The 15,122-nt window shown below is 36.7% G+C and carries 7 protein-coding genes; 1 reads left to right on the top strand and 6 read right to left on the bottom strand.

What is annotated here, in order from left to right; all coding sequences use genetic code 11:
• Position 1: 1 nt before the first annotated feature.
• Entirely contained in the window at positions 2 to 964 is a 963-nt protein-coding gene (locus K6I41_RS04135; protein WP_250375250.1) for an MBL fold metallo-hydrolase, read from the bottom strand.
• A gap of 106 nt (positions 965 to 1,070) precedes the next feature.
• Between K6I41_RS04135 and K6I41_RS04130 the strand changes: the two genes are divergently transcribed.
• Complete coding sequence (locus K6I41_RS04130) at positions 1,071 to 1,445, top strand: diacylglycerol kinase (RefSeq protein ID WP_016137277.1); 375 nt, start codon at positions 1,071 to 1,073, stop codon at positions 1,443 to 1,445.
• A gap of 170 nt (positions 1,446 to 1,615) precedes the next feature.
• Here the strand turns inward: K6I41_RS04130 and groL are convergent, their stop codons facing one another.
• The 5 genes from groL to K6I41_RS04105 all read right to left on the bottom strand — a co-directional run bounded on the left by groL (position 1,616) and on the right by K6I41_RS04105 (position 15,116).
• Entirely contained in the window at positions 1,616 to 3,250 is a 1,635-nt protein-coding gene (groL, locus tag K6I41_RS04125; RefSeq protein ID WP_005307896.1) for a chaperonin GroEL, read from the bottom strand.
• Positions 3,251 to 3,308: 58 nt separating this feature from the next.
• Positions 3,309 to 3,599: a co-chaperone GroES gene (locus K6I41_RS04120; protein ID WP_002120604.1), complete on the bottom strand. Its 291-nt coding sequence runs from the start codon at positions 3,597 to 3,599 to the stop codon at positions 3,309 to 3,311.
• 240 nt (positions 3,600 to 3,839) lie between these two features.
• The gene (locus tag K6I41_RS04115) at positions 3,840 to 13,136 is read right to left on the bottom strand and encodes an Ig-like domain-containing protein (RefSeq protein WP_250375249.1); all 9,297 of its coding nucleotides are present in this window, start codon (positions 13,134 to 13,136) and stop codon (positions 3,840 to 3,842) included.
• Between the two features lie 302 nt (positions 13,137 to 13,438).
• A complete protein-coding gene (locus tag K6I41_RS04110; protein ID WP_250375248.1) occupies positions 13,439 to 14,197 on the bottom strand; it encodes a metallophosphoesterase family protein in 759 nt (252 codons plus the stop codon).
• Positions 14,178 to 15,116, bottom strand: a complete 939-nt coding sequence (locus K6I41_RS04105) for a diacylglycerol/lipid kinase family protein (RefSeq protein ID WP_151768408.1) — start codon at positions 15,114 to 15,116, stop codon at positions 14,178 to 14,180. Before K6I41_RS04105 ends, K6I41_RS04110 begins: the two co-directional genes overlap by 20 nt.
• Positions 15,117 to 15,122: the final 6 nt, after the last annotated feature.

Genomic DNA, 15,122 nt, shown 5'->3' with positions numbered 1-15,122 from the left:
TTTATTTCTCTACGACATTATCAAAATAAAGTGGGATCCACTGATATTGCTCAGCGTTTACTTTATAAACATGGCCAATCCCTGGGAATGGTAAATGTGGCGCTGCGACCCATTGCTGCTTATTTGAAATTTCAGCAAACATTTTTAAACGGGTATTAATCGCCTGCTCAGAATTCACATCGAAATCCACACCTGTTTTTGGAGCATCAAACTGCAAAGAATGCGAGTGAACAATGTCTCCAACAAAAATAATTTGCTGATCATTACTCTTTAAGCGAAAGCTATGATGCCCAGGTGTATGACCGCGCGTATCGATCACTTCAAAACCTTGAATAACATCGCCATCTTTAAATGTCTTAAATGCTTTTTTTGCTTGATATGGAGCAAGAGCAGTTTTTATGTTTTTCACAGTACCTAAATAGTTTTGCTTTTTATCTGCTGGCACTGTTTTTTCAGAAGCTGGATTTAACCAATAATCAGCTTCGCGTTCATGTGCATATACAGTTGCATTTGGAAATACAGCTTTCCCATTTTGAGCAATTCCGCATACATGGTCTGGGTGTAAATGTGTGAGCAATACTGTTTTTACATTAGCAAGTTGATAACCTGCTAATTCAATATTTTTTGCAATCGAACCCAGTTGTGGGCCAAAACAACTTGCTGCACCACTATCGACAAGCGTTAAATTCTTACCATCATCTACTAAAAATGCATTGACCGAAGTTTGAATACCCTTCTCATTCACAGCAGCATATTTAGTTAATATTTTAGTTTTTTGAGTCTGATTTAAATTTTTAAACAAGTTAGGATTTAGATAAATCGTGCCATCAAGTAAAGATGTTACACGGTATTTTCCGAATTGATGCTTATAATATCCAGGTACTTGTTGAGTAGGAGTTTGTTCGGCATACGCAGCATGCATGCTACAAAATGCAAGACCCAAAGCTACACATAATTTTTTCATCTCTTCTTCTCTATTCAGTTATAAAGTCAAAATCTTTAAAAAAGATTTAATAATTTTTTAAGACCCAAATTATATAATGCATGAAATGTGTCAGAAATATAAGTAAATGAATAGCTATTCTCCTTATAAAGGTAAAACAGGCCTTAAGCGTATATTAAATGCAACGGGCTACTCGATTTCCGGATTTAAAGCAGCATATAAAAATGAAGCAGCTTTCCGTCAAATTGTTTTGATTAATCTTATTTTAATTCCAGTTAGTTTTTTTCTTGACGTAACCCGCAGTGAACACGTCTTACTCATTATTGTATGTCTATTTGCAATGATCGTTGAATTATTCAATTCGGCTATTGAAGCAGTCGTTGACCGAGTTTCTCTTGAAAAACATCAACTTTCTAAAAATGCAAAAGATATGGGAAGTGCGGCTCAATTTGTTGCGCTTTCTATTATTGCTATTACATGGTTGTTCATTTTATTAGGATAAAAAAAACCATGCTTATAAGTAAATAAGCATGGCTGTAACAAAGAGGAACTTCTAGCTGCTGTTCCTGTTTTTTAATATAAGTTATTGAACTTAACTATTTCTTAAAATCACGTAAAATAAAAAATCCCTGTATAAACAGGGATTTTTTTAGTTCAAGCGTTGATGCGTTATTACATCATTCCGCCCATACCACCCATACCGCCCATATCTGGAACAGCTGGTTTATCTTCTGGAATGTCAGTAATCATACATTCTGTAGTTAACATTAAACCAGCTACAGAAGCAGCGTGTTCAAGTGCAGAACGAGTTACTTTAGCTGGGTCAAGAATACCCATTTCTAACATATCGCCATATTCGCCAGTTGCAGCGTTATAACCGAAGTTACCTTCACCCGCTTTAACTGCATTGATAACTACAGATGGCTCATCACCAGCGTTTGAAACGATTTGACGAAGTGGAGCTTCGATCGCACGGCGTAAAATATTGATACCCGCTGTTTGATCGTCGTTAGCACCTTTTAGGTTGTCTAATACATTTACAGCACGTACTAGCGCAACACCACCACCAGCAACCACACCTTCTTCAACTGCTGCACGAGTTGCATGAAGTGCGTCGTCTACGCGGTCTTTCTTCTCTTTCATTTCAACTTCAGTTGCCGCACCAATTTTAATTACAGCAACACCGCCTGCTAATTTAGCAACACGTTCTTGTAATTTTTCACGGTCGTATTCTGAAGAAGATTCTTCAATTTGAGCACGGATTTGCTGAACACGCTCAGCAATAGCAGCTGCATCACCAGCACCATCAACAATTACAGTGTTTTCTTTAGAAACAGTGATCTTGTGTGCAGTACCTAAATCTTGAAGAGTTGCTTGTTCTAAAGACATACCAACTTCTTCAGAAATAACAGTTGCGCCAGTCAAGATTGCGATGTCTTGAAGCATTGCTTTACGGCGGTCACCGAAACCAGGAGCTTTAACAGCACATACTTTGATAATACCGCGCATGTTGTTTACAACAAGTGTAGCAAGCGCTTCGCCTTCAACATCTTCAGCAATGATAAGAAGTGGTTTACCAGTTTTCGCAACTGCTTCTAAAACAGAAATCAATTCACGAATATTACCGATTTTTTTGTCAACAAGAAGAATGAACGGGTTTTCAAGCTCAGCTGTTAAAGTATCTTGCTTGTTGGCAAAGTACGGAGAGATATAACCACGGTCAAACTGCATACCTTCTACAACGTCTAAAGCGTCTTCGAAGCCAGAACCTTCTTCTACAGTGATTACGCCTTCTTTACCTACTTTTTCCATCGCTTGAGCGATAAGTTTACCGACAGTAGTGTCAGAGTTAGCAGAGATAGAACCAACTTGTTCGATCGCTTTAAAATCATCAGCAGGTTTTGCATTTGAACGGATATTTTCAACTACAGTTTTTACTGCGATATCGATACCACGTTTTAAATCCATTGGGTTCATACCTGCAGTTACAGATTTGATCCCTTCATTTAAAATTGCTTGAGCAAGTACAGTTGCAGTTGTAGTACCGTCACCAGCGATGTCATTAGTTTTGCTAGAAACTTCACGAACAAGTTGAGCACCCATGTTTTCAAACTTGTCTTTTAATGAAATTTCTTTAGCAACAGTTACACCGTCTTTAGTGATGTGTGGAGCACCGAAAGAACGGTCAATCACTACGTTACGACCTTTAGGGCCTAAAGTCACTTTAACAGCATCTGCAAGTACGTTTACGCCTGCAATCATTTTTGAGCGAGCTGAATCACCAAATTTTACGTCTTTAGCTGACATATTAAACTCCGAATCTTTTTAAATACTGAATCTGATAATGAATTGAGTTATGGATTGATTAGCCTTCCAACACAGCTAAAATGTCTGACTCTTTCATGATTAAGAGTTCTTCACCACTTACTTTCACTGTTGTACCTGCATAAGTACCAAACAATACTTTGTCACCAACTTTAACATCCAAAGCACGTACGCCATTCTCAGTGATTTGACCATTACCTACTGCAATTACTTCACCTTGAGATGGTTTTTCAGCAGCAGAACCTGGAAGTAAAATACCACCAGCGGTTTTGGTTTCTTCTTCTACGCGACGAATTACAACGCGATCATGTAATGGACGAATGTTGCTCATAATTAACTCCATCAGACTAAGTCTTTTTGATTAATCGTTATTGCTTTAATCCAGAGCAATAACAAAATATTTAGATGTCACTTTTGTGGGGATGAAAAAAAAGGCTTCAAGGGGAAAATGAAAAAAAACTTATCTTTTTTGGTCATTTTTTAACAGGTTGTGAAGAGTTTTTATTAAATTTAAAGCACAAAATAAAAGAGGCTATTTTCACAGCCTCTTTTATAAAGATAAATTTTAATGTTAAACAAAGAGTTGCTGGTTATTTAACAATTCATCTAATGTTGTATTTACCTGATTTAAAGTTATCAATGACACACTACTAAACATTGTACCTTCTCCATCTCGGTCAAGACTAATAGTCGTGTTTCCAGCATCTTGCTCTACAGTAATAAATTTCGCTAATGTGCTTACATCTTTAGAATAGTCAATTAATAGTTCACTTAAATCAATTTTGTCAGCTTGGAGGTCAGTTCTTACATCACCTAAAGTAAAATCTAACACTGTGTCATGTCCATTTCCTCCTGTCGCATCTTGGCTATTTAGCAATTGGAACAAAATAGTATCAGCACCGTCATTAGTCATATAGGTATCGTTACCTTCACGTCCATTCAAAATGTTATTCCCAGAGTTACCTGTTAAAAGATTATCTAAAGCATTGCCTGTTGCATTTAGATGAGCAGAGCCAACTAACTCCAAGTCTTCAACATAACGACCACTTTCTAAACCTGTCGACCAATCAGAATATCCAACCAAACTATAACTCACAGAGCTAATTATTTTATCGTGTCCATCAAAATCAACATCTCGATAGCCAGATTCAACAAGTTGACTTTCCCAGTAACCGCTTTCTACGAAAACATCTTGATAATGGCTAGTATCTACCCAAATATCTTCATAACGACTTGTATCAATATAAACATCTTGATAATGGCTGAATTCAATATAAACATCTTCAAAATGACTAGTATCAACCCAACCTTCCTCTGAGCGGATATAAGTCAGTTCATAGCCTTCTTGCCATTGCTTATTTACAGCATCATAATGTTGTTCTACATATCGACTATAGTCGCTCTCTGATGTTCCATTATCTATATAAGTTATATTGCCCTGATTTATATATATTTTTTGTATAGTTGAATAACCACTTGTGATCCATTGCGTTTCATAAAATCCATCTGTTATTAATTGTTGTTCATAATATCCATCAACAAGCCATATCTGTTCATAATGACCTTCAGTGACCCATTCTGCATGGGTATAACTATTATCAATCCAGACATCTTTATATATTTCATACGGCTCAACAATATATTCTTGAACAAAATCACTTATATGATCAACTATATAAATATTATCTGTAGCATCACCTATAAACTGATCAACCGTGATCGTATGTAAGTCGCTAATCGCTTTACTGATAGTTTCACTACGATTTCCTGCACGATCAATAACAGTAATATCAAATGATGTCGCATTCTCATACATATAAGTAGAGAAAGTTCCATCTGCCATGACCATAGTATTTGTTACAAAAGGTTCTTGATCAGCAAAATGATATGTAACTTCAAGAGTAGCCTTACTTTCTGCATGCCCCGTGAGCTCGTCCCATCCCTTCATAGCAAGCTGTGTGGCTACATTCGGTGCTGTTGTATCATTTATAGCAACAACCGTTGTACTCTCACTCTCATTTTGATTGGCATCAACTACTTTTACCGTCAATGTTTCACCATGCCAATATTGTGACCATAAGTATGTTGTGAAACTTCCATCATTTTTGACAGTAGTTTGACCAACTAAATTATTATCATCAAAAATATTAACAGTTGAATATGCTTCCGCTTGTCCCGAAAGTACATTTCCATCTTCTAAGACAAGCTGAGTTGCTGCATTTGGTGCGACGATGTCTATAGGTGCGGTAATTTCGGTGTAAGTGCTTAGATAGCCATTTTGTTCCACAACAATGCGTAAGGTCTGTCCACTCACCTGAGGTGAGTACAACTGGATATTAAAGTGTCCTGTTTCATCTACAGAACCACCACCAATATAATTAGTAGATACGTTAAAAACATGTACATAACTACTTACTACAGCAGTTCCCTCAATAAACAAACCATTTTCAGAAACAACAACATGCTCTGCTGATGGAGGTGCATTAGTATCTGCATTAAAAGTAATATTCAATGGTGTACTTATATTTTTGGCTAAATCTATTACCGTGATAAATAATTGCTCTCCACGTAATATAGGTAGATAAATATTAGCATTGAAATATCCTAATTCATCCGATTGAGATTCTGCTCGTAAATTCCCATCCGCATCCATTACCTGAATGATTGCTTTTGAATCAGTGTGACCTGAAATTCCCTGACCATCATTGTTAATCACCACATCGTCAATCACTGGAGCAATATTGTCTAAAGGCGCAATAATTTCAGAGATTGGGCTATATTGATTGGTATTCTGGTCATAAACTCGAACTTGTAATATCTGTCCCTTTAGATAATAGTCATTTAACTCAATAGCAAAACTACCATCTTCGTTCACGACACTGTTCCACCCCCAATTAATGCTTTGACCATCCGCGGATGTAACAACAATCGTCATTCCTACTGTCGCCTTACCTGTAAGAATATGGCCATCAACATCCAATTTTAGCTCTGTTGCAGCAATTGGTGAGTTCGTAAATACAGGTACTAACTGATGAGCAACTTCACTTCGGTTGCCAGCAATATCTTTGACAACAATACTCAAATTTTGTGTCTGATATTGACTCAGATTGATCCATTGATAAAATTTTCCATCATATCCAACATACATTGTTGTGATAACTGCACCATATTGATCAATAATTTCAACAGTTGTATTTGGTTCAGCCTCACCAAAAAGCAATCCGTTTGAGGCTAATGTAATATTTGCAGCAGCTGGCGGTGCGACATCATCAATTAAAGCATTTTGTTTAACCTCAATACTTCGGTTACCTGCTATATCTACAACGATGAAAGTTAATTCCTCTCCATGTAAATAGACTTGATTAAAATAACCTGACACATTACCAGTATCATCTACATAACCAGAACCTATCACCTCACCCGCAGCATTTTTGACTTCAATCCGAGTATTTACTTCTGCTTGCGCCGTAAAGTTTTGACCGTGTGAGTCGAGCACAATATTCTCAATCGGATTTGGTGCTATATCATCAATCAAAGCATTCTGCTTGACTTCAGCACTACGATTACCAGCCCGGTCAACGACAACAAAAGTGAGCTCTTCGCCATGTAAATAGACCTGATATAAGTAACCAGAAACATTACCCATGCTATCAGTTGAACCAGATCCTACAACCTCACCAACAGTATTTTTAACTTCGATTCGACTATCTGCTTCTGCTTGCGCTGTAAAGTTTTGACCGTGTGAGTCGAGCACAATATTCTCAATCGGATTTGGTGCAATATCATCAATCAAAGCATTTTGCTTAAATTCAACACTTTGATTACCTGCTTTATCTATAACGATAAAAGTGAGTTCCTCACCTTTTAAATAAACCTGATTGAAATAGCCTGTCACATTACCAGTGCTATCGACATAACCATAACCGACAAACTCACCCGCAGCATTTTTGACACCAATAAAACTATTGGCTTCTGCTTGTGCCGTAAAATTTTGCCCATTTTCATCAAAGATAATGTTTTCAATTGGATCTGGCGTAATGGTATCCACCAAAGCATTGAACTTAAGTTCGACACTTTGATTGCCCATTCGATCTATGACAACGAAAGTTAATTCTTCTCCATGTAAATAAACTTGGTAGAAGTAACCTGTCACATTACCTGCGTTATCTGTAGAACCATGACCTATTAACGCACCCTCAGCATTTCTGACTTCTATATTACTATTTGCTTCTGCCTGCGCTATAAAGTTTTGACCGTTCGGATCAAGTACAATATTTTTAATCGGATTTGGCGCAATATCATCAAATGGAGCCTTAACTGAAACAACATCACTCACATTTCCAGCTCGATCTTTAACAATAACTGTGAATTCTTCACCATGTAAATTAGAGCTACCCAAGAAAATAGTGAATGTACCATCAGCATTTACACTCTGACTCCACGTATTCACCTGTTGACCATTCTGATCAAAAATCTGGATGAAGGTATTTGGCTCAGCTACACCAGAAAGGGATGAACCATCTTCACTAAACGTGAGATTACTTGCAGCCACAGGAGCAATATCATCAAGCGGTGCTTTTACAGTAACCCCACCACTCAAATTACCAGCCCGATCTACTACAACTACCTTTAACTCTTCGCCATGCAAGTAGTTACTGTATAAAGAGATGTTAAATGTTCCATCCCAATTAACATTATTATTCCACTGATTTACCAATTGACCATTCTGATCAAATATCTGAATCGTAGCATTTGGCTCAGCCATACCAGTTAGATATGAACCATCTTCGCTAAATACTAAATTAGTCGCATTTTCTGGTGTCGTATTATCGAGAAAGGCTGTTTGTTTTACTTCAACGCTGCGATTACCGGCTTGATCAATCACAACAAAAGTGAGTTCCTCACCTTTTAAATAAACTTGATTCAAGTAACCCGAGACGTTACCAGCACTATCTACATAACCGATACCTACAACCTCACCCACAGCATTTTTAACTTCAACTTTGCTATTTGCTTCTGTTTGCGCTGTAAAGTTTTGACCATTTTCATTAAAGATAATGTTTTCAATGGCGTTCGGAGCAATGTCATCAATCAAGGCATTCTGCTTGACCTCTGTACTATGGTTCCCCGCTTTGTCAACTACAACAAAAGTGAGTTCTTCTCCATGTAAATGAACCTGATATAAATAACCTGAAACATTGCCCATGCTATCGGTTGAACCAGATCCTATGACTTCACCAGCAGCATTTTTGACTTCAATTTGAGTGTTTGCTTCTGCCTGAGCTGTAAAGTTCTGTCCGTTCGCATCAAGTACAATATTTTCAATCGGATTTGGTGCAATATCATCAGTTAAAGCGTTTTGCTTGATCTCTGCACTGCGGTTACCAGCTCGGTCAACGACAATAAAAGTGAGTTCTTCTCCATGTAAATAGACTTGATATAAATAACCTGACACATTCCCAGCGCCATCTACATAACCTGAACCTATGACCTCACCCGCAGCATTTTTGACTTCAATTTGAGTGTTTGCTTCTGCTTGCGCCGTAAAGTTTTGACCGTTTGAGTCGAATACAATATTTTCAATCGGATTTGGTGCAATATCATCAATCAAAGCATTCTGCTTAACTTCTGTACTACGGTTACCCGCTCGGTCAACGACAACAAAAGTAAGCTCTTCGCCATGTAAATAGACCTGATACAAGTAACCAGAAACATTGCCTGTGCTATCTGCTGATCCATAACCAATAATGTCACCATTGGTATTTTTAATTTCAATCTGGCTATTTGCTTCAGCCTGAGCTGTAAAGCTCTGTCCATTGATATCTAATACAATATTTTCAATGGGATTTGGTGCAGCATCGTCATTCAGAGCACTCTGCTTGACCTCTGCACTGCGGTTACCAGCTCGATCAATCACGACAAAAGTGAGTTCCTCACCATGTAAGTAAACTTGCTGAAAATAACCAGATACATTACCTGAGTTATCGGTATACCCAAAACCAATCTTATTTCCAGCCTGATCTAATACTTCAATAGAGCTTCCTGCTTCTGCCTGAGCTATAAAGCTTTGGCCATCTTCGTTGAAGATGATATTTTCAATCGGATTTGGTGCAATTGTATCAATTAAAGCATTTTGCTTAAATTCGATACTGCGGTTACCAACTCGATCTATGACAACAAAAGTAAGCTCTTCACCATGTAAATAGATTTGATTGAAAAAGCCTGAGACATTACCAGCACTATCTGTAGAGCCCCAACCCGTCTGATTACCTAATGAATCAAAAACTTCAATCTGACTATTTGCTTCTGCTTGTGCTGTAAAGTTTTGACCGTTTGCATCAAGTAAAATATTTTTAATTGGATCCGGTGCAATATCATCAAGTGGAGCTTTAATTGAAACAGCTTCACTCACATTTCCAGCTTGGTCTTTAACAGTGACCGTGAATGCCTCTCCATGTAAATTGTTGCTACCTAAGAAAACAGTAAATGTACCGTCCGAGTTGACGGTATTATTCCATATATTCAATGGCTGACCATTATGATCAAAAACCTGAATTGTAGTATTCAGTTCTGCTACACCCGTAAGATATGAACCATCTTCTGAGAAAACTAAATTACTGGCTGGTGTAGGAGGAACTGTATCAGCAGTAATTACAGTATCGGTGCTTATTTGTCCACGAGCATCCTTAATTGATAAGAACAACTGCTCACCATCAACAAGAGGGCGGTCAAGCTGGAGTTTAAAATAAGTTGATCCATTCCAGCCGTTATCTTCACCGACTTTAATTTCAGCTACGACTTCACCTTTGGTATCTTTAACAATGAGAGTACTATTATTTTCAGCTTGCCCACTTATCACTCCATCCGAAGTAAAGCTATCTACATATGGGGCAAAAGCATAGTTAGGCGCCTGTATCTGAGCAGCTAAACTTACATTTCCATTTACATCTGTAGCCGTAACATAAACTGTCTCAGCATTGGTTAAAAACATACCTAATTCTATCGAGAAACTTCCACTCTCGTCGGTCCAGTTATTCCAAAACCATTTATTAAGAATGTTTCCTTGTCCATCTTTAACTAAAATTTCAGAGAAAGGTTCTGCATGACCATAAACTAAATCGCCAGCATCATTAAAATTTAAATCTGTTGGAACAGGTGGAGGAGTCAGATCTACAACAATATTCTGCTCAGGGCTCATCAGACCTTTATTATCAATAATTTGAACGGAAATTTGCTCTCCATCAATTAAAAGTCGGTTTACACTCAAGCTAAAATGACTAAATTCATTCCAACTATTGTCATCACCTAATGTAACCTTTCCTAATTCATTACCGTCAGCATCACGCACAATTACCGTACTATTATCTTCAGCAAACCCAGAAATTAAGCCTTCTTGTGTAATACGTTCAACATGTGGAATATAAGCAAAGTTTGGAACTTCGATTAGGGCTTCACTCGTATTTTGATTTTTATCTACTACTTGTACGGTAACCGACTCACCTTCTTTTAAAAATTGGAACACAGGTAAACTTGCAAAGCCTTGTTCATCTGTAACACCGTTAGCGATTAGATTTCCTGTTCCGGAAAACACAAGAATAAGGCTGTTAGGTTCATTGACATGTACTGATAAGGTTTCACCACTGATATCAAATTGTGGCGTTTCTAAAAATACTGCGGGCGTATAGTCTGCGGTAATATATTGTGGATGGCCTGAAACATTATCTTTATCGGTAGAGATAATAATTTGAGTACCTTCCTCCAAAGGTTGGTCGAGGGACAAAGTAAATGGTCTAACTTCACCTAATTCCATTACACTAAAAGGTGTAATACCTGAGCCCTCAAATGCAATAGAGTTAAACTCTTGTAGAATATTTCCATTCTGATCTTTTACAATAAAATGACTGCCTTCAGTCGCATAACCAGTGATCACGCCTTCTGGACTAATTCGTAAAATACTAAGAGCTGGAACTTCAGTAACTAGTCCAATTGATGAGTTTTCGCTGCTGTATCCATTATAAGTAGCAACTGCATAAACTTCATTATTTGAGCTAATTGAAAGATTTTGTAAGGTGAAGTTACCCTCTTCATTGGCTATTGTACTTGCAAGCCAATCTCCATTTTTATTGTAGATATCGACTTTACTTCCTTTATATGCGCTACCCGAAATGATAGCTCCATCTATATTATTAAAGGTTAGTGAATCTAGTGTTGGTGAATTCGGAGTATGATCTACATTATAATTTTGAATCTGTTTAATAATCGCTGTATTGCCAGCTTGATCAGTAAGGCTAATATTAATTGATATATTGGTTTGCGATTCTTCTGACCACAAGAACTCTGCTGGAATTTCAGCAACCCATTCTTGAGTTAGCTCATCAAAATGAAAGTTATAAACAACATCATTTAATGTCGTATTTATTGAAGTCAGTGAGCTATTTAAATCTGTTGGTAGATTATCTACGTCCAGTCTTATAGAAATAACTTGATCTTTTTCAACTAGGCTTATTGTATTGTCTTCAGTAATCGGCTTTACAGTTACTGCAATTTCTTCAACATTTAAAGAATTATCTACAATCACTTTTTGTACAGCGGTTTCTGAGGTATTGCCAGCAAGATCCGTTACTACGGCTTTATAGAGATAAATACCATCAGCTAAATCTTTTTGTTCAGCTGTTGTTTCCTGCCAAGTTTTTCCTTCATCTTTCGAAATTTCATAGTGGTCTAGTAAAGCAGCTTGTTCACCGATCACAATTGGTTGAGTTAACTTCAAAGTAAAATTATTATCTTGCGTAAGTCGATCCGTTGCTGAAACACCTGTATCGCTCAAATCAGATAAAGTCAGTTCACCTGCTTGCGGTGCTATGGTATCCACAACCACTTTTTGTATAGCAGTTTCTGAGGTATTACCTGCAACGTCTGTTACTACAGCTTTGTAAAGATAACTTCCATCAGCTAAATCTTTTTGTTCAGCTGTTGTTTCCTCCCACGTCTTACCATCATCTTTCGATATCCAGTAAGTAATTTGGCTATTTACTTCTTGTCCACTAATCTTTAAATCAAAAGTTTGATCTTGCGTAATCTGATCCGTTGCTGAGACGCCTGTATCAGTCAAATCAGATAAAGTCAGTTCACCTGCTTGTGGTGCTGTGGTATCCACAACCACTTTTTGTATAGCGGTTTCCGATGTATTTCCAGCTCGGTCTGTTACTACAGCTTTGTAAAGATAACTTCCATCTACTAAATCTTTTTGAGTTACTGTTGTTTCTTGCCACGTCTTACCATCATCGGTAGAGACCAAATACGTTACTCGACTTCCACTTTCCTGTCCCTCAATCTTTAAAGTGAAGTTTTTATCTTGAGTGATCTGGTCGGTTGTTGAGGCGCCTGAGTCTAAAAGATTTTTGAGAATCAAATGACCTGGCTCAGGAGGCGTCGTGTCTTTAGGATCTTTCCTTGACAATAAAGCAATTGTTCCTGCGCCTGCTAAAGCACTGACCACCCCAGTCCAGAGAGGTACAGAAGATGAAGAGTCTATAAGTTCTGGTGCATCTTTTACTTCTAAATAATTAACAGTAGTCTGTCCAGTAGCATCTTCACCTAAACTGGCAGTCCAATAACTCTGCCCATCATTTAAAAGAATTTGCGGATTTTCGCTAATAAAATAGTTTTCTAAAATAATTTCAGTTCCATCTTTTAGATGAATAATTGCATTATTTCCTTCTCTTGTTATTGAGGCAATTTTTTCTGGGCTTATATCGATCTTTGCGATTTCTTTAGGATCTACTACAATAGTTTTTGTCTGGCCTACATCAATATCAACTGTATTATTTTTTGAAGCATTATTTGCCATTAATGATACTTGTACCATTTATCCACCATGAAATTTTAAATATTATTAAGTTTTTCTAAAATATTAAGTCAATAGATACTCATTTTATAAAATATTATTAAATTTCACAAAAGACTAAAACCCTTATTATAGCTAGTTAAAAACATGGCTTTTTATATAGTTAAAAATTTTTATGTATCCATTAATATTATTTTTAAAATGATAAAACATTAAGAATGTTTTCCTATTCCCCATATATAGAATTTAAAGCTTAGGCATTGTAATGGATAAAATTTTATCAATCTACTCTTAAGTTAAATGTCTTATAGAATTTTTATAAATTAAATTAATTGAAAAATCTTTAAATCATAATTAAACCAATAATGATTAATTCTTCCTTCATTTGAAATGACATTAAAACTATTTGGAACATGATAATGCAAACGGCTAGATGTCGCTGTTCCTGCATGAATATCATAAATAGGATGATCTATTTCTAATTGATAAATTTGCGTTAAATCATATACGGCTATTTTATGAAGATGCCCATGTAACATACCAAATAGTCCTGTCTTACTCCATTTTTCGAGAGCCATTTTCCCTAATACAGGACAATCTTTAATACCATGCTCATCATCAGGTGGGGTATAAAAAGGCTGATGAAAAACAACTAATTTGATTTTATTCTCTGGCCCTTGCTGTAATCGCTCATATGTAGTTTGAATTTGCTCAATCGAAATATGTCCACGAGTATGATAACGGCGGCGTATACTGTTTACGCCAACAATATAGAAATGTTCAGTTTCTAAAGTTGGCTCAAGCTGGCCAAAAAAATATTGATAGCGAGTAAATGGTGAGAAAAAACGGTTCCAGACATGGTACAACGGAATATCGTGATTACCAGGCACAACAAGATAAGGAATATTAAGACTATCTAAAAACTGACGACAATTATAAAACTGTTGATATCTGGCTCGCTGAGTGATATCTCCACTCACAACAATAACTTCAGGTTTATGTTCGGTACAAAAAAGCCGAATTGCATCTAAACAGGCCTCAATTTCTGTTCCAAAATGCAAATCAGACAGATGTAATAACATTGGGCACCATAATATTTAAAGCATTCTTTTCTACAGTGAAATTTAATGGTGTTTTCATCTCTAAAATTTCACCATCTAAAGCTACAGTAAGTTTTGATTTTTTTGCACATTCAACAATGACATGATCAGCACAAAAACTATAAACATCTTTTGTCTCTTCAACCTTTCCTTGAATCCATTGCCAAAGCATATGTAATAAACTAAGCCTATCACTTTTTGTAATGACTACTCCAGCGACTCTCCCTTGTGCAGCACAATCAGCAATTCTTAATTTCATATCACAAAGTTGCAGTTGATTATTACCAAAGAAAATTAGTGGGGTTTTGACTGGATATTTTTTTCCATCAACTGTGACGGAGAGCTTCATAGATTTATTTTCTCTTAATAAAACATCCAAAGCTGAGGTATACGCATGTAAAGGCAAACGTCCTAAGTATTTATTGTAGAGCTCACGTTTTTTTATAAACAATGGATAAAGGCCTAGGCTCGCATTATTTAAGTAAATATGATCGTTAATAGTCGCAATATGTACAGAACGGGGTGTTCCTGTAGCAATGACTTCAGCCGCCTCTAACAAATCTAAAGGAATATCTAAAACTTTAGCGACGTAGTTAAAAGTTCCCAAAGGTAAAATTCCCATAGGAATATTGGTATGACGAAGTTTTGATGCTACTGCATTTAACGTCCCGTCTCCACCTGCTGCCACAACAACACCTAAATTTGCTTTTTGACTATGCCGATGAATCACTTGATTCATTAAATCATCAAATGAAACATCTTCCGCTAATTCAAAAACTTGTATTTCAAAACCAAATTCGGTGAGTGCAGTCATTAATTGTTCATACATATCTTCATGTTTTGAAGCATGAAAACCCGACTTCTGGTTATAGATGATAGAGAGAGGTTTTAAAGTCCGCATTTTTAT

The organism is Acinetobacter sp. AS23 (genome assembly GCF_023612055.1).
Classification (GTDB): Bacteria; Pseudomonadota; Gammaproteobacteria; order Pseudomonadales; family Moraxellaceae; genus Acinetobacter; species Acinetobacter oleivorans.
The sequence above is the reverse complement of the archived record's forward strand: the minus strand, read 5'-3'. Positions and strand labels throughout refer to the sequence as shown.

Excerpts from the sequence above, each read along its gene's own strand:
- K6I41_RS04135 (WP_250375250.1), bottom strand. The coding sequence starts at position 964 with ATGAAAAAATTATGTGTAGCTTTGGGTCTTGCATTTTGTAGCATGCAT.
- K6I41_RS04130 (WP_016137277.1), top strand. The coding sequence starts at position 1,071 with ATGAATAGCTATTCTCCTTATAAAGGTAAAACAGGCCTTAAGCGTATA.
- groL (WP_005307896.1), bottom strand. The coding sequence starts at position 3,250 with ATGTCAGCTAAAGACGTAAAATTTGGTGATTCAGCTCGCTCAAAAATG.
- K6I41_RS04120 (WP_002120604.1), bottom strand. The coding sequence starts at position 3,599 with ATGAGCAACATTCGTCCATTACATGATCGCGTTGTAATTCGTCGCGTA.
- K6I41_RS04115 (WP_250375249.1), bottom strand. The coding sequence starts at position 13,136 with ATGGTACAAGTATCATTAATGGCAAATAATGCTTCAAAAAATAATACA.
- K6I41_RS04110 (WP_250375248.1), bottom strand. The coding sequence starts at position 14,197 with ATGTTATTACATCTGTCTGATTTGCATTTTGGAACAGAAATTGAGGCC.
- K6I41_RS04105 (WP_151768408.1), bottom strand. The coding sequence starts at position 15,116 with ATGCGGACTTTAAAACCTCTCTCTATCATCTATAACCAGAAGTCGGGT.